Below are 18,694 nucleotides of genomic sequence, written 5' to 3'. Positions count from 1 at the left end.
GGCATGACAGAGACATTCGACTTCAAGGCGGTGCTGCGTGACACCGCGCTGGCCGGTTTGCTTGCACTCATCGTGTTCGGCCCCATCGTCGGCATCGTGCTCGACGGTTACGACTTCAATCTGCAGCCGCAGCGTGTAGCGCTGCTGGTGGCCATCGTCATGGCCGGACGCTGTCTGCTCAGCGCTCTAGGCCAGACGGCCAGCGGGCGCAAGTGGTTCGCCGCGCTGCGCCGCAGCGAAGGTGGCGTGCATGTGCTGCCGGCGGATCACAAGTCCAGCCTGCGCTTCATCATTCCTCTGATCATCCTGCTGGCGATTGCCTTTCCGTTCCTGGCCAGCAAGTACTGGCTGACGGTGATCATCCTGTGCCTGATCTATGTGTTGCTGGGCCTGGGTCTGAACATAGTGGTCGGCCTGGCCGGGCTGCTCGACCTGGGTTACGTCGGCTTCTACGCCATCGGTGCCTATGGTCTGGCGCTGGGCTATCAGTATCTGGATCTGGGCTTCTGGAGCATGTTGCCGATTGCGGCGGTGATGGCGGCCGTCGCCGGGGCGATACTGGGCTTTCCGGTACTGCGCATGCACGGCGATTACCTGGCCATCGTCACCCTCGGCTTCGGCGAGATCATCCGTCTGGTGCTGAACAACTGGATGGAATTCACCAACGGCCCCAACGGTGTGTCCGCACCGGGGATCACCTTCTTCGGTATCGAATTCGGTCGCCGCGCCAAGGATGGCGGCACGCCGCTGCACGAGCTGCTGGGCATCGCTTACAACCCGAGCATGTCGATGATCGTGGTCTACAGCGTGCTGTTCGTGGTGGTGCTGGCGGTGCTCTACATCAAGCACCGGCTGACCCGCATGCCCATCGGCAGAGCCTGGGAGGCGCTGCGTGAAGACGAGATCGCCTGCCGCGCGATGGGGCTCAACCACGTCATGGTCAAGCTTTCGGCCTTCATGATCGGTGCGTCCACCGCTGGTATCGCCGGGGTGTTCTTCGCCACCTATCAGGGCTTCATCAACCCGGCGTCGTTCAACTTCCTCGAATCGATTCTGGTGCTGGCCATCGTCGTGCTCGGCGGCCTGGGCTCGACTCTCGGCGTGGTGATCTCGGCCTTCGCCATGACCCTGCTGTTCGAGCTGCTGCGCGAGTTTGGCGATGTCCGCATGCTGGTGTTCGGCGTGCTGATGGTGCTGATGATGATCTGGCGGCCGCGCGGGCTGGTGCGCATCAGTCGCACCGGCTACGCGATTCGCAAGGGAGTGGCACCATGAAACAGGGCGAACGTATCCTCGCTGTCGACAGCCTGATGATGCACTTCGGCGGCATCAAGGCGCTCAACGACTTCAACTTCAGCATCGAGCGCCACTCCATCTCGGCGCTGATCGGCCCCAACGGAGCGGGCAAGACCACGGTGTTCAACTGCCTGACCGGCTTCTATTCGGCCACCGGTGGCAGCATCGCACTCAACGCCCAAGGCACCACCACCAACGTCATCCAGGTGCTCGGTGAGCCGTTCCAGCCCAGCGACTTCGTCCAGCCTGGCAGCTTCGCCTCGCGGCTCTGGTACAAGTTGTTCGGCGGCACCCATCTGGTCAACCGCGCAGGATTGGCGCGCACTTTCCAGAACATCCGCCTGTTCAAGGAAATGTCGGTGGTGGAGAACCTGCTGGTAGCGCAGCACATGAGCGCAAATCGCAATCTGCTGGCCGGCATCCTCAACACACCGGGTTTTCGCCGACGCGAGTCGAAGCTGCTCGACCATGCCTTCTACTGGCTGGAGGTGGTCGATCTGGTCGACTGCGCCAACCGCCTGGCCGGCGAGCTGTCCTACGGCCAGCAGCGCCGGTTGGAGATCGCCCGTGCCATGTGCACCCAGCCCGAGCTGATCTGTCTCGACGAGCCGGCCGCCGGCCTCAATCCGGCGGAGACTCAGGCACTGAGCCGGATCATCCGCCGTCTGCGCGACGAGCATCAGATCACCGTGCTGCTGATCGAGCACGACATGGGCATGGTCATGGACATTTCCGACCATATCGTCGTGCTCGAATACGGCAACGTGATTGCTCAGGGCACGCCGGAGCAGATCAAGAATGACCCCAATGTGATCGCCGCCTACCTCGGCGCGGATGAAGAGGATGAGGCATGAGTGCGCCGTTACTGCAGTTTCAGGATGTCGATGTGCACTACGGGCCGATTCAGGCGCTGAAATCCGTCAGCCTGCATATCAACCCGGGCGAGACGGTGAGTCTGATCGGCGCCAACGGTGCCGGCAAGTCCACCCTGCTGATGTCGATCTTCGGCCAACCGCGTGTCAGCGGAGGGCAGATTTTCTACCAAGGCACGGATATCACCCACAAGTCGGCGCACTTCGTCGCTGCCAACGGCATCGCCCAGTCACCGGAAGGGCGCCGGGTGTTCCCCGACATGAGCGTGGAGGAGAACCTGCTGATGGGCACCATCCCCATCGGCACCGCCCATGCCGATGAGGACATCCAGCGCATGTTCGAGCTGTTCCCGCGGCTCAAGGAGCGACGCAACCAGCGCGCCATGACCATGTCCGGCGGCGAGCAGCAGATGCTGGCCATCGCCCGCGCGCTGATGAGCAGGCCCAAGCTGCTACTGCTCGACGAGCCGTCGCTGGGTCTGGCGCCCATCGTGGTAAAGCAGATCTTCGCCACCCTCCGCGAGCTGGCGCAGAGCGGCATGACCATCTTCCTGGTGGAGCAGAACGCCAACCACGCGCTGAAACTGTCGGATCGTGCTTACGTGATGGTTACGGGCGAAATTCGCCTGACCGGTACCGGCGCTGAACTGCTGGGCAACGAAGAGGTACGCAACGCTTACCTGGGCGGGCATTGATTGAGGCCGTGTTTGCGTAGCCTGGGTAGAGCGCAGCGAAACCCAGGGATGGGCTGACTATCGCGGCTAAAGCCCCTCCCACAAGTCACTACGATCCTGTGTGGGAGGGGCTTTAGCCGCGACCCTTAAAAGAAAGCCCCCGCATCTGCGGGGGCTCTTCGTTTGCGGGGCTTCGTTTACTGCGCCAATGCAACCAACCCGGCGTGCTGCACCAACTCCAACAACGGCTGCGGGTACACGCCGAGGAAGAAGGCGAGCAGGGCGACCACCAGCAGCATGATGCCGCCGGCGCGCTGGCCCCAGTCGAAGGGCGCATCGTGGCGATGCAGGTTGGGTTCGCGCATGAACAGGGTGACCATCACCCGCAGGTAATAGAACACGCCGATGGCGCTACCCAGCACCATGGCGCCGAGCAGCCACCAGAGGTGCGCCTCGACGCCGGCAGCGATCACGTAGAACTTGCCGATGAAACCGGCCGTCAGCGGAATACCGGCCAGCGACAGCATCATCACCGTGAGCACGGCGGTCAGGTACGGACGCCGCCAGAACAGGCCGCGGTACTCGTACAGCGCATCGGCATCGCGGCCGCTGTAGGGGGTGGACATCAGGGTGATCACACCGAAGGCGCCGAGGCTGGTCAGCACGTAGGTGGCCAGGTACACGCCGACGGCTTCCACGGCCAGGCCCTTGCTGGCGACCAGGGCCACCAGCAGGTAGCCGAAGTGGGCGATGGAGGAGTAACCGAGCAGACGCTTGAGGTTGTTCTGCAGCAGGGCCAGCAGGTTGCCGAACAGGATCGAGGCAATGGCAATCAGGGTCAGCAGCTCGTTCAGCCAGCCACCGCTCATGGCCGGCGAAATCTGGTACAGGCGCAGCAGCACGGCGAACACCGCCACCTTGCTGGCCGTGGCCAGGAACGCCGCCACCGGCGCCGGGGCGCCTTCGTAGACGTCCGGCGTCCACAGGTGGAAGGGTACCAGCGACAGCTTGAAGGCCAGGCCAATCAGCATCATGCCGATGCCGATCTGCACCAGTTGGCTGCTTTCACGCATCAGGCTGATACCGATATCGGCGAACGCCAGGTTGCCGGACTCGGCATATAGCAGCGCCATGCCGAACAGCAAGAAGGCTGAGCCTGCGGCCGACAGCACCATGTACTTGATGCCGGCTTCCAGCGAGCGCTTGTTGAAGAAGGCGTAGGCGATCATGCCGTAGGTGGGCACCGACAGCAGTTCCAGGCCGATGAACAGGCTGGCCAGGTGTTGCGCGCTGACCAATACCAGACCGCCAGCGGCGGACAGCAGCACCAGCAGATACAGCTCCTCGCGGTTGCCCGGATAGCCCTTGCCCGAATCACCGCCCAGATAGGCATGGATCAGCGTGATGCAGGCCAGGCTGGCGGCCAGCACCAGGGCCATGTAGTAATAGGCGAAGTTGTCGATCAGCAGCAGCGGAGTGACCGACAGCGGCGCCACCTCCAATGCCGGAATCAGCGACAGCAGCGCCAGGTTCAGGCCCACCACCGAGAGGAAGAAGGTGACCGTGTGATTGCGCTTGGCGGCGATGGCCAGCATCACCACCACCACGGTGAGGCTGGTCACCAGCAGCGGCAGCAGGGCGATCAGGTGTTGCAGGGTGAAGTCGACAGCGTGATGTTCCATGAGTCTCTAATCCTTACCCTTACCGGCCCGAGGCGAGTTGATCGAGGGCGCCAGCCATCCACTGCTGCACGCCATGCATGCTGGCAGCGGAGGTGTCGAGCACCGGTTGCGGGTAAACGCCAAGCACAATCAGCAGCACGCCAAGGCCTAGCACCATGGCCAGTTCGCGAGCCTTCAGGCCGGGCAGCGGCGTGTCCTGTTTCACCGGGCCGAAGTAGGCACGGTGGATCATCGCCAGGGCGTACACCGAGCCGAGCACCAGGCCGCTGGCGGCCAACACCACGACCCAGGGCGCAGCGGGGAAGCTGCCGATCAGGATGAGGAACTCGCCGACGAAGTTGCCGGTGCCCGGCAGGCCCAGGGCGGCGGCGGCGAAGAACAGGCTGATGGCCGGCAGCCAGGGCATGCGCGCCCAGATCCCCCCCATCTGGCTCAGGTCGCGGGTGTGCAGGCGCTCGTAAAGCTGGCCGCAGAGGATGAACAGCGCCGCGGCGGACAGGCCGTGGGCGACCATCTGCACCACCGCGCCCTGCAGGGCGATCTGGCTGCCGGAGTAGATGGCGATCAGCACGAAGCCCATGTGCGAGACGCTGGAGTAGGCCACCAGGCGCTTGATATCGGTCTGCGCGAAGGACAACAGCGCGCCGTAGACGATGGCGAACACACCGAGCCACTGGGCAATCGGCGCGAACTCCGCCGAGGCATTGGGGAACAGCGGCAGGGCGAAACGCAGCAGACCGTAGGCGGCGGTTTTCAGCAGAATACCGGCCAGGTCCACCGAACCGGCGGTTGGCGCCTGGGCGTGGGCGTCCGGCAGCCAGGAGTGCACCGGCACCACCGGGAACTTCACCGCGAAGGCGACGAAGAAACCCAGCATCAACAGGTATTCGGTGCCCGGCGCCAGCTCGGTCTTCAGCAGGTCGGCGTAGTTGAAGCTGAGCACGCCGGTCTGGTTGAAGTGCACGAACACCAGGGCCAGGATCGACACCAGCATGATCAGGCCGCTGGCCTGGGTGAAGATGAAGAACTTGGTGGCGGCGGTGATGCGCGTGCGACCGTCACTGCCGCTATGACCCCAGAGCGCGATGAGGAAGTACATCGGCACCAGCATCATTTCCCAGAAGAAGAAGAACAGGAACAGGTCGACGGCGAGGAACACGCCAACCACGCCGCCGAGAATCCACATCAGGTTGAGGTGGAAGAAGCCGACGCGGTGCTGGATTTCGTTCCACGAGCAGAGCACCGACAGCACACCGAGCAGGCCGGTGAGTACCACCATCAGCACCGACAGGCCATCCATCGCCAGGTGAATGGTGATGCCCAGACGCGGGATCCAGTCGATGACGAACTCGTGGGCCCAGCGCGGGCCGCCGTCCGGGGCTGGGGCCAGGGTGAAGTCACCGCTGACCCACAGCCACAGGCTCAGGACGAACAGCAGACCCATGGTGATCAGGGCGATCCAGCGCGGCAGGGCGTGGCCGAAGCGCTCGCCTTGCCAGCACAGCAAGCCGCCGATGAAGGGAATCAGGATTAGCCAGGGCAGAATCATCAGGCTGTTTTCCTTAACTCAGAAAGAGGATGACGGCGAACACCAGCACGGCGCCACCGACGATGGAGGCGGCGTACCAGCGCACCTGGCCGGTTTCGCTGCGCACCAGTGCGGCGTTGCCACCGCGCGCGAGCAGCGGAACCAGGCCGATGCCGCGGTCGATGGGGTCGCGGCGCAGCAGGTGGCAGAGCAGCAGGTAAGGGCGCACGAACAGCTTGTCGTAGAGCCAGTCGAAGCCCCAGGCGGCGAACCACAGCGCGCTCAGCAGGCGACCCGGTGCGCTCTGCGCCACGGCGGAGACGACGCGGCGTTGGCCGAGGAAGAGCAGGGCGGCGATGAGGATGCCGCTCACCGCGATCAGCCCCGAGAGCAGTTCCAGGCTGTGCTTGGCCTCGCCCCCGGCATGGCCGACGCTTTCCGGCAGCACGCCGGCCAGCGGCGGAGTGATCCAGGCGCCGATGAAGGTGGACAGCACGATCAGCACCATCAGCGGCAAGTTGTGGGCGATGCCATGGCCGGCGTGCGCCTCGGTATTCTGCTCGCCGTGGAAGGCGATGAAGATCAGGCGGAAGGTGTAGATCGAGGTCAGGAAGGCACCGACCAGGCCTGCATAGAGCAGCTCGCTATGACCGCTGGCGAAGGCTTCCCAGAGGATCTCGTCCTTGGAGTAGAAACCGGCGGTCAGCAGCGGCAGGGCGGCCAGTGCGGAACCACCGACGACGAAGCTGGCGTAGGCCAGCGGCAGCTTCTTCCACAGGCCGCCCATCTTGAAGATGTTCTGCTCGTGGTGGCAGGCATTGATCACCGCGCCGGAGGCGAGGAACAGCAGGGCCTTGAAGAAGGCGTGGGTCATCAGGTGGAAGATCGCCGCGTCCCAGGCGCCGACGCCCAGGGCGAGGAACATGTAGCCGATCTGGCTCATGGTGGAGTAGGCGAGGATGCGCTTGATGTCGGTCTGCACCAGCGCGGCAAAGCCGGCCAGCACCAGGGTCACGCCGCCGACGACGCCGACCAGTTCGAGAATCTCCGGGGTCAGCAGGAACAGGCCGTGGGTACGGGCGATCAGGTAGACGCCGGCGGTGACCATGGTGGCCGCGTGGATCAGCGCCGACACCGGGGTCGGGCCAGCCATGGCGTCGGCCAGCCAGGTCTGCAGTGGCAACTGGGCGGATTTACCGACCGCGCCGCCGAGCAGCATCAGCGTCGCGACCCACAGCCAGGCGTCGCCGGCCACGTACTGCTGCGGTGCCCGTACCATCAGCTCCTGAATGTTCAGGGTGCCGAGGTTGAGGAACAGGATGAACATGCCGATCATCAGGAACACGTCGCCGACGCGGGTGACGATGAAGGCCTTGAGAGCTGCGTTACCGTTGGGCACGTGCTTGTAGTAGAAGCCGATCAGCAGGTAGGAGCATAGGCCCACGCCTTCCCAGCCGAAGAACAGCACCAGCAGGTTGTCGCCGAGTACCAGCAGCAACATGCTGAAGATGAACAGGTTGGTGTAGGCGAAGAAGCGCGAGTAGCCTTCCTCGCCGCGCATGTACCAACTGGCGAACAGGTGGATCAGAAAACCCACGCCGGTGACTACGCCGAGCATGGTGGCCGACAGACCATCCAGGTGCAGGGTGAAGCTCGGCGCCAGGCCTTCGACGCTCATCCACTGCCACAGGGTCAGGCTGTAGGCGCCGCCGGCCGGCGGGTTGCCGAGAAAGGCAGCGATGACCCAGGCAGCGCTGGCAGCGGCCAGGCCGATGGAGCCGACACCGATCACCGCGCTGGTGTTTTCCGAGAAGCGTCCGCGCGAGAAGGCCAGCAGCAGCCAGCCGAGCAGCGGGAAGAATAGAGTCAGGGCTAGAAGGTTCATCCGCGCATCTCGCTGGCAGCGTCGATATCCAGAGTGTTGAAGCGGCGATACAGCTGCAGCAGGATCGCCAGGCCGATACTGGCCTCGGCGGCTGCCAGAGTGATCACCAGAATGAACATCACCTGGCCGTCAGCCGCGCCCCAACGGGCGCCGGCGACGACGAAGGCCAGCGCAGCGGCGTTCATCATCACTTCCAGGCTCATCAGGATGAACAGGATGTTGCGCCGCACCATCAGCCCGACCAGGCCGATGCAGAACAGCACGCCGGCCAAGGCCAGGCCGTGTTCGAGTGGGATACCGGTCATGCGGTGGGCTCCTTGGCGTCGTGGCGGCCCAGGTGGTAGGCGGCGACCAGTGCGGCGAGCAGCAGCATGGAGGCCAGTTCCACGGCCAGCAGATAGGGGCCGAACAGGCTGATGCCGACGGCCTTGGCTTCCACCGTGGTGTGGCCGATATGGGCGTCGCTGACATGGTTGAGCAGCACATAGAGCAACTGGCCGAGCAGCAGGGCGCTGAGAATCGCCGGGCCGACCCAGATGCCGGGCGTCAGCCACTTGCGCTCCTGCTCGGCAGCAGCCGGGCCGAGGTTGAGCATCATCACCACGAAGACGAACAGCACCATGATGGCGCCGGCGTAGACGATGATTTCCAGCGCACCGGCAAAGGGCGCGCCAAGGGCGAAGAACACCATCGACACCGCCAAGAGCGAGACGATGAGATAGAGCAGGGCATGCACCGGGTTGGTGTTGGTGACCACCCCGACCGTTGCGGCCACCGCCACACCGGCGGCGAAGTAGAACGCGAATTCCATCAGAAGCTCCTCATTGCTCCCCTCTCCCGCGTGCGGGAGAGGGGCTGGGGGAGAGGGTAAGAACGAGTCATGGCAGCAGCCCCTTGACATTGATCGGCTCGGCCTCGTTCTGCGCGGCGCCCTTGGGCTTGCCGGCGATGGCCATACCGGCAACGCGGTAGAAGTTGTAGTCCGGGTTCTTGCCGGGGCCGCTGATCAGCAGGTCTTCCTTCTCGTACACCAGATCCTGACGCTTGAACTCGCCCATCTCGAAATCGGGGGTGAGCTGGATCGCGGTGGTCGGGCAGGCTTCCTCGCACAGGCCACAGAAGATGCAGCGCGAGAAGTTGATGCGGAAGAACTCCGGGTACCAACGACCGTCGTCGGTCTCGGCCTTCTGCAGCGAGATGCAACCCACCGGGCAGGCCACGGCGCACAGGTTGCAGGCCACGCAGCGTTCTTCGCCGTCGGGATCACGGGTCAGGACGATGCGGCCCCGGTAGCGCGGCGGCAGATAGACCGGCTCTTCCGGGTATTGCAGGGTGTCGCGCTTGCGAAAGCCATGGCTGAACACCATGACCAGGCTGCGCAGTTGGGTGCCGGTACCGACCAGCACGTCCCAGATATATTTGAACATTCTCATCTCTCCTACGAGGAAATCTACAAATTGCTGCACTCGGTCATGCTGCGTTGAAGTCCACCTCAAAATGCTCATGTACTACTCGTACACTCCGCTTTTTCGGCGAACTTCGCCTTGCCTGACCTTCGTTCGCTGCTTTGTAAATCTCCTCTTACTGGGCCGTGGCCAGCACGACGGCGCCGGTCACCAGCAGGTTGATCAGGGTCAGCGGCAGGCAGAACTTCCAGCTGAAGGCCATGACCTGGTCATAGCGCGGGCGTGGGATCGACGCGCGCAGCAGAATGAAGATCATGATGAAGAAGGCCGTTTTCAGCGCGAACCAGAAGAACGGAATCTGCGGCAGGAGGCCGAACGGGCCGTGCCAGCCACCGAAGAACAGGGTCACGAGCAGCGCCGACACGGTGACGATGGCCACGTACTCGCCGACGAAGAACATGCCCCATTTCATCCCGGCGTATTCGATGTGGTAACCGTCGGCCAGCTCCTGCTCGGCTTCCGGCTGGTCGAACGGGTGACGGTGGGTCACGGCCACCGCTGCGATGAAGAAGGTACAGAAGCCGAAGAACTGCGGAATGATGAACCACAGGTTCTGCGCCTGGTAATCGACTATGTCGCGCATGTTGAACGAGCCGACCTGCGCCACCACACCCATCAGCGCCAGGGCCAGGAATACCTCGTAGGAGATGGTCTGGGCCGAAGCGCGCAGGCTGCCGAGCAGGGCGAACTTGTTGTTGCTCGACCAGCCGGCGAACAGCACGGCATAAACCGAAAGACCGGCCATGGCGAAGAAGAACAGGATGCCGATGTTCAGATCCGTCACGCCCCAGGTCGGGGTGATGGGGATGATGGCGAAGGCCATCAGCATCGCCGCGAAGGCGATCATCGGCGCCAGGGTGAAGATGAACCTGTCGGCGAACGGCGGCGTCCAGTCCTCCTTGAAGAACATCTTGATCATGTCGGCGGCGATCTGGAACATGCCGAACGGCCCCACACGGTTGGGGCCGTAGCGATCCTGCCACCAGCCGAGCAGGCGCCGCTCGATGAAGCTCAGCAGCGCGCCGCAGACCACCACCACCAGCAGGATGACGATGGCCTTGAGTACCGCAATGACGATCTCGATCAGTTCGGGCGTCAACCAGCTCATTGCGCGGCCTCCTGTAGCAGGGTCACGCTGGCACCGGCGACTGCTGCCGGAATACCCGGCAGGCCAACCGGCAGGCCGACCAGACCGACCGCCAGATCATCACGCACCTGCAGCGGCAAGCGCAGCGCCTGGCCGTTGACGCGCAGGGCCAGCAGCGCGCCGTCGTTCACGCCCAGGCGTGCCGCTTCATCACGGGCCAGGGCCACGTAGGGCTCGGGCATGCGCTCCTGAATCGGTTTGGCGCGCGCGGAGTTTTCCTCACTGCCGAACAGGTGGTGCAGCGGCGCCACCTGCCAGGTGCCGGCTGCCGGATTGAACGCAGCATTCACGGCGAACCAGGGCAGGACGTTACCGGCGGCCTCCAGCAGACGCACGCCGGGGTCGCCGGCACGCAGATGACCACCGACCTCGTCCTGGAACTTGTTCCAGGCCTGCGGCGAGTTCCAGCCCGGCGACCAGGCGAACGGAATCTGCTGCCGGTCTTCCTTGCTGCCGGCGTAGCCTTCCATGGAGAAGGCGAAAGCGGTGTCCTGATCCTGCGGCTGGCGCGGCTCGTGCACGCTGATGTTGGCGCGCATGGCGGTGCGGCCGCTGTAGCGGTGCGGCTCGCGCGCCAGCTTCAGGCCCTTGATGCGGAACGAGGCGCTCGGCGCGGCGTCCTTGATTCCTGCCAACAGCGGGTTGCTGGCGGCGCAGGCCTCGGTGACCTGATCCAGTTGCGTCCAGTCCACGGCCTTGCCTTGCAGGGTGCTATGCAGCGCATGCAGCCAGCGCCAGCCTTCGCGGATCAGAATATTGCTGTCGTAGTAGCTCGGCTCATAGACCTGGAAGAAGCGCTGGGCGCGGCCTTCGAGGCTGACCAGGGTGCCGTCGCCTTCGGCGAAGCTGGCCACCGGCAGCAGCAGGTGGGCGCGTTCGCTGGTGGCGGTGCGCTGGTGATCGGCAACGATCACCGTCTGTGCGGCGCTGAGCGCGGCATCGACCTTGGCGGTATCCGCGCGGCGGTACAGGTCGTTTTCCAGTACCACTACGGCATCGGCCTGGCCGCCACTCAGGGCATCCAGTGCGGCATCGACGGACTCGCCGCCCAGCAGTGCCAGACCCAGGCTGTTGGCTTCGGGCACCACCAGGCTCAGCGAGCCGGCCTTCTCACGATTCTTCAGCGCGCTGGCGATATTGGCAGCGGCCTCGATCAGGGCTTTGTTGCCCAGCGAGGCGCCGGAGACGATCAGCGGGCGCTTGGCATTTATCAGGGCATCGGCGATGCGCTGTACCAGCGCTTGCGCTTCGGCTTCCAGGCCGTCGACGGCTGGAGCGTTCGGGTCGATGGCGTGGGCCACGGCGAAACCGATACGAGCCAGGTCGGCCGGGGCGGCGTGCACGCTTTCGGCAGCCACGTCATCCAGGCGGGTTTCCGTGACGCTGGCAATAAACAGCGGGTGCAGCGCGTGCTGGGCGACGTTTTGCACCGCTGCCATATGCCAGTCCTGAATCCGCGCGCCGGCAGCGATCTCGGTGGCCTTGCCCTTGACCGCCTGGCGCAGAGCCAGGGCCAGGCGCGCGGCGGTCTGGGTCAGGTCTTCGCCGAGGACGAAGATGGCGTCGTGCAGCTCGACATCGCGCAGGGTCGGTGTCGGCAGCGGGCCGTTCTGCAGGATGTCGCGGATCAGGCGGATATTGGTCAGTTCGCTGGTCGCGATACCACTATAGAAGTTGCTGGCACCCACCAGTTCGCGCAGGGCGAAGTTGGACTCCAGGCTGGCGCGCGGCGAGCCAATGCCGATCACACGCTTGCCCTTGAGCAGCTCGGCGGCCTTGTCCAGCGCGGCGTCGATGCCGATGGCCTGGCCGGCCAGCAGCGGCTGACGCGGGCGGTCTTCGCGGTTGACGTAGCCATAGCCGAAGCGGCCACGGTCGCAGAGGAAGTACTGGTTGACTGAGCCGTTGAAGCGGTTCTCGATGCGGCGCAGCTCGCCGTAGCGCTCACCGGGGCTGATGTTGCAGCCGCTGGAGCAGCCATGGCAGATGCTCGGGGCGAACTGCATGTCCCACTTGCGGTTGTAGCGCTCGGAGTGGGTCTTGTCGGTGAACACGCCGGTGGGGCAGACCTCCACCAGGTTGCCGGAGAACTCGCTTTCCAGCGTGCCGTCCTCGACGCGGCCGAAGTACACGTTGTCGTGCGCGCCGTAGACGCCCAGGTCGGTGCCGCCGGCGTAGTCCTTGTAGTAGCGCACGCAGCGGTAGCAGGCGATGCAGCGGTTCATCTCGTGGGCGATGAACGGGCCCAGCTCCTGGTTCTGGTGGGTGCGCTTGGTGAAGCGATAACGACGGGCGTTATGCCCGGTCATCACCGTCATGTCCTGCAGGTGGCAGTGACCGCCTTCCTCGCACACCGGGCAGTCGTGTGGGTGGTTGGTCATCAGCCATTCGACGACGCTGGCGCGAAATTGCTTGGCTTCCTCATCGTCAATGGAAATCCAGGTGTTGTCGGTGGCGGGCGTCATGCAGGACATGACCAGGCGACCACGGGTGTCGTTCTCGTCGTTGTACTGCTTGACCGCGCACTGGCGGCACGCACCGACGCTGCCTAGCGCCGGGTGCCAGCAGAAGTAGGGGATATCGAGTCCGAGAGACAGGCAGGCCTGCAAGAGGTTGTCTGCTCCGTCGACTTCGAGATCTTTGCCGTCTACGTGGATAGTGGCCATTTTCTTCAGTCTTCGTTTGCCCACCCGAAGGTGGACGGGCTAAGGGAATTCTTCTTGTCGACCCGGGCCGGACGGCGCCTTGTGCCCATTCGTCCGGCCTTCAGGCTCATGAGGCGTGGGCTGCCACCTTGGGTGGGATGACCTCGGCGACGACGCCGGCCTCGAACTCTTCACGGAAATACTTGATGGCGCTGCCCAGCGGCTCCACGGCACCTGGTGCGTGAGCACAGAAGGTCTTGCCCGGGCCGAGGAAGTTGACCAGCCCCAGCAGGGTCTGGATGTCTTCGGCACTGCCTTGCTTGCGCTCCAGGGCACGGAGAATCTTCACGCTCCACGGCAGGCCGTCGCGGCACGGCGTGCACCAGCCGCAGGACTCGCGGGCGAAGAACTCTTCCATGTTGCGCAGCAGGGACACCATGTTGATCGAGTCGTCCACCGCCAGCGCCAGGCCAGTGCCCATGCGCGTGCCGACCTTGGCGATGCCGCCGGCGTACATCTGCGCCTCGAGATGCTCGGGCAGCAGGAAACCAGTACCGGCGCCACCAGGCTGCCAGCACTTGAGCCTGTAGCCATCGCGCATGCCACCAGCGTAGTCCTCGAACAGCTCGCGGGCGGTGACGCCGAACGGCAGCTCCCACAGGCCAGGGTTCTTCACCTTGCCGGAGAAGCCCATCAGCTTGGTGCCGTGGTCTTCGCTGCCCGGGCGGGCCAGGCCCTTGTACCAGTCCACGCCCTGGCCAATGATGGCCGGCACGTTGCACAGGGTCTCGACGTTGTTGACACAGGTGGGCTTGCCCCAGACGCCAACGGCAGCCGGGAAGGGCGGCTTGGCGCGCGGGTTGGCGCGGCGGCCTTCCAGCGAGTTGATCAGCGCGGTTTCCTCGCCGCAGATGTAGCGGCCGGCGCCGGTGTGCACGAACAGCTCGAAATCGAAGCCGCTGCCGAAGATGTTCTTGCCGAGCAGGCCGGCAGCCTTGGCTTCGTCGATGGCGCGGTTGAGGTTGGCGGCGGCGTCGACATACTCGCCGCGCAGGAAGATATAGCCGCGATAGGCTTTGAGCGCGCGCGCCGAAATCAGCATGCCTTCCACCAACAGGTGTGGCAGTTGCTCCATCAGCAGACGGTCTTTCCAGGTGTTGGGCTCCATTTCGTCCGCATTGCACAGCAGGTAGCGGATGTTCATGGATTCGTCGGCTGGCATCAGGCCCCACTTCACGCCCGTGGGGAAGCCTGCGCCACCGCGACCCTTGAGGCCGGATTCCTTGACGGTCTGCACGATGTCGGCCTGGGCCATCTCGGTCAGTGCCTTGCGCGCGGCGGCGTAGCCGTTCTTCTGCTGGTATTCCTCCAGCCATACCGGCTGGGCATCGTCACGCAGGCGCCAGGTCAGCGGATGGGTTTCTTCGCTGCGGGTGATGCGGTTGGCTGGGCCGATGGAGGTGAGCGTCTTCATTTGTAGGCCTCCAGCAGCTTGGCGACGCCGTCAGGTTGGACATCGCCGAAGGTGTCGTCGTCGATCATCACCGCAGGAGCCTTGTCGCAGTTGCCCAGGCAACACACCGGCAGCAGGGTGAAACGCTCATCGCTGGTGGTCTGGCCAAGGCCGATGCCAAGCTGCTTCTGCATCTCACTGAGCACCGATTCATGGCCGCCGATGTAGCAGGTCATGCTGTCGCACACGCGAATCACATGGCGCCCCACCGGCTGACGGAATATCTGGCTGTAGAAAGTGGCCACGCCCTCGACGTCGCTGGCCGGGATGCCGAGAATTTCGCCAATGGCATCGGCGGCGCCGTCCGGCACCCAGCCGCGTGCCTTCTGCACGATCTTCAGCGCTTCGATGCTGGCGGCGCGCGGGTCTTCGTAGTGATGCATCTCGTGCTCGATGGCCGAGCGCTCGCTTTCGCTGAGGGTGAAACGGTCGGTCTGAATTAGCGTGCTGCTATTGGTTGTCTGGATCATGTCAGCGGTCCACGTCGGCCATGACGAAGTCGATACTGCCAAGATAGGCGATCAGATCCGCCACCATGCTGCCGCGGATCACCGAGGGTATCTGCTGCAGGTGGGCGAAGCTGGGGGTGCGAATCCGGGTGCGGTAGCTCATGGTGCTGCCGTCGCTCGTCAGGTAGTAGCTGTTGATGCCCTTGGTCGCCTCGATCATCTGGAAGGCTTCGTTGGCCGGCATGACCGGGCCCCAGGAAACCTGCAGGAAGTGGGTGATCAGGGTTTCGATGTGCTGCAGCGTGCGCTCTTTCGGCGGCGGCGTGGTCAGCGGGTGGTCAGCCTTGTACGGGCCTTCCGGCATGTTCTTCAGGCACTGATCGATGATGCGGATGCTCTGGCGCATCTCTTCCACGCGCACCATGCAGCGGTCATAGGCATCGCCATTGGCCGCCAGCGGCACCTCGAACTCGAAGTGCTCGTAGCCGGAGTAGGGCCGCGCCTTGCGCAGGTCGAAGTCGCAGCCAGTGGCGCGCAGGCCGGCACCGGTGGTGCCCCATTCCAGCGCTTCCTTGGTGTTGTATTGCGCCACGCCGATGGTACGGGCCTTGAGGATGCTGTTCTTCAGCGCCGCCTTCTCGTATTCATCGAGGCGCTTGGGCAGCCAGTCGACGAATTCCTTGACCAGCTTGTCCCAGCCGCGCGGCAGGTCGTGGGCGACGCCGCCGATGCGGTACCAGGCCGGGTGCAGGCGGAAGCCGGTGATGGCTTCGATCACCTTGTAGGCGCGCTGGCGGTCGGTGAAAGTGAAGAACACCGGGGTCATCGCACCGACGTCCTGGATGTAGGTACCGAGGAACAGCAGGTGGCTGGTGATGCGGAAGAACTCGGCGAGCATCACGCGGATGAAGTCGACGCGGGCCGGCACTTTGATGCCGGCGAGTTTCTCCACCGATAGCACGTAGGGCAGGTTGTTCATCACCCCGCCGAGGTAGTCGATGCGGTCGGTGTAGGGGATGAAACTGTGCCAGCTCTGCCGTTCGGCCATCTTCTCGGCACCACGATGGTGGTAGCCGATCTCCGGCACGCAATCGACGATCTCTTCGCCGTCGAGCTGCAGGATGATGCGGAAGGCGCCGTGGGCAGACGGGTGGTTGGGGCCGAGGTTGAGGAACATGTAGTCCTCGTGCTCGCCACCGCGTTTCATGCCCCAGTCTTCGGGGCGGAAGCGCGCTGCCTCTTCCTCAAGCTGCTGCTTGGCCAGGGTCAGGCTGAACGGATCGAATTCGGTGGCGCGCGCTGGGTAGTCCTTGCGCAGCGGGTGACCTTCCCAGGTCGGCGGCATCATGATGCGGCTCAGGTGCGGGTGGCCGGTGAAGGTGATGCCGTACAGATCCCAGACTTCGCGCTCGTACCAGTTGGCGTTGGGCCAGATGCCGGTGGCGGTAGGCAGGTTGAGGTCGCGCTCGGACAAGGCGACCTTGATCATCACGTCACTATTACGCTCCAGCGACATCAGGTGGTAGAACACCGTGAAGTCGGCTTCGGGCAGGCCGCGACGCTGGGTGCGCAGGCGCTCGTCGACACCGTGCAGGTCATAGAGCATCACGTAGGGGCGCGGCAGGTTGCGCAGGCAGGTGAGCACGTCGATGAGGCGCTCGCGAGCGACCCAGAGCACCGGCATGCCGGTGCGGGTGGCTTGCAGGGTGAAGCTGTCTTCGCCAAAGCGGGCGTGCAGCTCGGTGACGACGTCCTGATCGTCAGCCTTGTAAGGCGGTATGGACACAACGGTGTCTTGAGTCATGGTCTCGGTCGCTGTCGATCAACGTAGAAAGTGGGCGTGACGCTTGCACAGGCAAGCACCGGCTCAGACTTCGTCGGGGCTACGCAGGTTGGTAACGGCGATTCGCTGCTCGCGACGCTGTTCCTTCTGCGAAGGCATTTCGGCACGGTAGATGCCTTGATCGCCAACGACCCAGGATAGCGGGCGGCGCTCCTGGCCGATGGATTCCTGCAGCAGCATCAGGCCTTGCAGGAACGCCTCGGGGCGGGGTGGGCAGCCGGGAATGTAGACGTCCACGGGGAGGAACTTGTCCACGCCCTGAACGACCGAGTAGATGTCGTACATGCCGCCGGAGTTGGCGCATGAACCCATGGAGATGACCCACTTGGGCTCCAGCATCTGCTCATAGAGACGCTGGATGACCGGCGCCATCTTGATGAAGCAGGTGCCGGCGATGACCATGAAGTCGGCCTGGCGCGGTGATGCGCGAATGACTTCCGCACCGAAACGCGCCACGTCATGCGGGGCGGTGAAGGCGGTGGTCATTTCCACATAGCAGCAGGACAGGCCGAAGTTGTACGGCCACAAGGAATTCTTGCGCCCCCAGTTGACCGCGCCGTTGAGCACGTCCGAGAGCTTGCCCATGTAGATGTTCTTGTGAACCTGATCCTCTAGCAGCGGGTCGGAGACGACCTCCCGCTGGCCGATCGGATACGCCTCGTTGGGCGCATTCGGGTCGACCCGAGTAAGTTTGTATTGCATCGCCAAAGCCTCATTGTTTCAGCTTCGCCTGCCGTTCACGACGTCCCTGCGGTGCCCAATCGAGCGCGCCGATACGCCAAAGATAGACAAGACCTGCCAACAGAATTGCTATGAAAACTGTAGCTTCGATCAGGCCCGCCCAGCCGCTTTCGCGCACCGAGACTGCCCAAGCGAAGAGATAGAGGGCTTCAACGTCGAAGATCACGAAGAGCATCGCGACCAGATAGAACTTGGCTGACAGGCGCAGACGCGCGCTGCCGGTGGGAAGCATGCCCGACTCGAAGGGTTCGTTCTTGCTGCGCCCCCAGGCCTTGCTGCCGAGCAGGCTGGAAAGGCCGAGCATGAAGGCGATGAGCCCGCAGACACCCAGCAAGAAAACAGCGAAAGCCCAGTTCTGGGACATGGTCGTTACCGCATCAGGCATGCCGGTACCCCTTGGTAAAGAGACGGCTTCTATTATTCGTGATGGAGCCGTGCAAGCAGCACGGGCTCTGAAAAATCCTGAAAACAATTCTATGCCCGATGAACGGCATAAGTAAATTTCCAGCGTCAAATAAATTCGGTCTTCTTTGCGTCAAAACCCTTGCCCTGTGGCTCGTTTGTAGCCAAGCGCTCATCACAGGGATCCTGATGTTGCAGATTGACGTATGGCGGATAGGTTCATTGTTTTGCGTAGCTGCACGGCCTCGTTGCATCTACGCAACACTCTGTCGCGCTCGCCGCTCTGAATCGGGGGCTCGCTGCACCGGTAACGCTGCTCGAAGGGCTTGACGGTCAGTATTGTCCGAGACTTGGCAGTGGCGCGCGAGCATACTTTGGCAGCAATACCGATGGCCGAACGAACGAAACTTTCGCAGCAAATTCGCACTGCTCTTGGGATTAAAGGTAGCAGAAGAAAACTTGCGCGGACGGATGCTAATAAAACCCTTTCGTTCGCGTTGAGACTCGCTCTGCAAGGGAATGGCAGGCGGCTTCTTCAATGCATCAAGTGC

16 protein-coding genes are annotated in these 18,694 nt (G+C 63.7%); 3 read left to right on the top strand and 13 right to left on the bottom strand.

What is annotated here, in order from left to right; all coding sequences use genetic code 11:
- Positions 1 to 3: 3 nt before the first annotated feature.
- From livM to ACSVIK_RS10800, 3 genes are read left to right on the top strand one after another with little or no spacing between them, the layout of a single operon-like run.
- Positions 4 to 1,275 carry a high-affinity branched-chain amino acid ABC transporter permease LivM gene (gene livM / locus ACSVIK_RS10810; RefSeq protein WP_442444327.1) on the top strand — a complete coding sequence of 424 codons (1,272 nt, stop codon included), beginning with the start codon at positions 4 to 6 and terminating at the stop codon, positions 1,273 to 1,275.
- Positions 1,272 to 2,150, top strand: a complete 879-nt coding sequence (locus tag ACSVIK_RS10805; RefSeq protein ID WP_442444326.1) for an ABC transporter ATP-binding protein — start codon at positions 1,272 to 1,274, stop codon at positions 2,148 to 2,150. The genes livM and ACSVIK_RS10805 overlap by 4 nt, the downstream gene beginning before the upstream one ends.
- On the top strand, positions 2,147 to 2,863 hold the full coding sequence (locus tag ACSVIK_RS10800; protein WP_442444325.1) for an ABC transporter ATP-binding protein: 717 nt from the start codon (positions 2,147 to 2,149) through the stop codon (positions 2,861 to 2,863). The genes ACSVIK_RS10805 and ACSVIK_RS10800 overlap by 4 nt, the downstream gene beginning before the upstream one ends.
- A gap of 176 nt (positions 2,864 to 3,039) precedes the next feature.
- On the opposite strand, the gene nuoN is transcribed toward ACSVIK_RS10800, so the two are convergent.
- The 13 genes from nuoN to ACSVIK_RS10735 form a co-directional block, all read right to left on the bottom strand.
- Positions 3,040 to 4,524, bottom strand: a complete 1,485-nt coding sequence (nuoN, locus tag ACSVIK_RS10795; RefSeq protein ID WP_442444324.1) for an NADH-quinone oxidoreductase subunit NuoN — start codon at positions 4,522 to 4,524, stop codon at positions 3,040 to 3,042.
- Between the two features lie 19 nt (positions 4,525 to 4,543).
- Positions 4,544 to 6,073, bottom strand: a complete 1,530-nt coding sequence (nuoM, locus tag ACSVIK_RS10790) for an NADH-quinone oxidoreductase subunit M (protein ID WP_442444323.1) — start codon at positions 6,071 to 6,073, stop codon at positions 4,544 to 4,546.
- Between the two features lie 13 nt (positions 6,074 to 6,086).
- On the bottom strand, positions 6,087 to 7,937 hold the full coding sequence (nuoL, locus tag ACSVIK_RS10785; RefSeq protein ID WP_442444322.1) for an NADH-quinone oxidoreductase subunit L: 1,851 nt from the start codon (positions 7,935 to 7,937) through the stop codon (positions 6,087 to 6,089).
- The gene (nuoK, locus tag ACSVIK_RS10780; RefSeq protein WP_003460477.1) at positions 7,934 to 8,242 is read right to left on the bottom strand and encodes an NADH-quinone oxidoreductase subunit NuoK; all 309 of its coding nucleotides are present in this window, start codon (positions 8,240 to 8,242) and stop codon (positions 7,934 to 7,936) included. The genes nuoL and nuoK overlap by 4 nt, the downstream gene beginning before the upstream one ends.
- Positions 8,239 to 8,748 (bottom strand): NADH-quinone oxidoreductase subunit J, encoded by a 510-nt coding sequence (nuoJ, locus tag ACSVIK_RS10775; RefSeq protein ID WP_017360843.1) that lies wholly within the window; start codon positions 8,746 to 8,748, stop codon positions 8,239 to 8,241. Before nuoJ ends, nuoK begins: the two co-directional genes overlap by 4 nt.
- Positions 8,749 to 8,815: 67 nt before the next feature.
- Entirely contained in the window at positions 8,816 to 9,364 is a 549-nt protein-coding gene (nuoI, locus tag ACSVIK_RS10770) for an NADH-quinone oxidoreductase subunit NuoI (RefSeq protein ID WP_017677093.1), read from the bottom strand.
- A 154-nt stretch (positions 9,365 to 9,518) separates the two neighbouring features.
- Positions 9,519 to 10,511 (bottom strand): NADH-quinone oxidoreductase subunit NuoH, encoded by a 993-nt coding sequence (nuoH, locus tag ACSVIK_RS10765; RefSeq protein ID WP_442444321.1) that lies wholly within the window; start codon positions 10,509 to 10,511, stop codon positions 9,519 to 9,521.
- Positions 10,508 to 13,216, bottom strand: a complete 2,709-nt coding sequence (nuoG, locus tag ACSVIK_RS10760; RefSeq protein WP_442444320.1) for an NADH-quinone oxidoreductase subunit NuoG — start codon at positions 13,214 to 13,216, stop codon at positions 10,508 to 10,510. Before nuoG ends, nuoH begins: the two co-directional genes overlap by 4 nt.
- Positions 13,217 to 13,322: 106 nt before the next feature.
- Positions 13,323 to 14,669 carry an NADH-quinone oxidoreductase subunit NuoF gene (nuoF, locus tag ACSVIK_RS10755; protein WP_442444319.1) on the bottom strand — a complete coding sequence of 449 codons (1,347 nt, stop codon included), beginning with the start codon at positions 14,667 to 14,669 and terminating at the stop codon, positions 13,323 to 13,325.
- Positions 14,666 to 15,178 (bottom strand): NADH-quinone oxidoreductase subunit NuoE, encoded by a 513-nt coding sequence (nuoE, locus tag ACSVIK_RS10750; RefSeq protein ID WP_442444318.1) that lies wholly within the window; start codon positions 15,176 to 15,178, stop codon positions 14,666 to 14,668. Before nuoE ends, nuoF begins: the two co-directional genes overlap by 4 nt.
- 1 nt (position 15,179) lies before the next feature.
- Positions 15,180 to 16,961, bottom strand: a complete 1,782-nt coding sequence (gene nuoC, locus ACSVIK_RS10745) for an NADH-quinone oxidoreductase subunit C/D (RefSeq protein ID WP_442444317.1) — start codon at positions 16,959 to 16,961, stop codon at positions 15,180 to 15,182.
- A 63-nt stretch (positions 16,962 to 17,024) separates the two neighbouring features.
- On the bottom strand, positions 17,025 to 17,702 hold the full coding sequence (locus ACSVIK_RS10740; protein WP_013715478.1) for a NuoB/complex I 20 kDa subunit family protein: 678 nt from the start codon (positions 17,700 to 17,702) through the stop codon (positions 17,025 to 17,027).
- Between the two features lie 10 nt (positions 17,703 to 17,712).
- Positions 17,713 to 18,126, bottom strand: a complete 414-nt coding sequence (locus ACSVIK_RS10735; RefSeq protein WP_024308132.1) for an NADH-quinone oxidoreductase subunit A — start codon at positions 18,124 to 18,126, stop codon at positions 17,713 to 17,715.
- Positions 18,127 to 18,694 lie beyond the last annotated feature (568 nt).

The sequence above is a fragment of the Pseudomonas sp. NCHU5216 genome, assembly GCF_052156495.1.
Classification (GTDB): domain Bacteria; phylum Pseudomonadota; class Gammaproteobacteria; order Pseudomonadales; family Pseudomonadaceae; genus Aquipseudomonas.
This window is presented reverse-complemented; position numbering and strand designations above follow the sequence as displayed.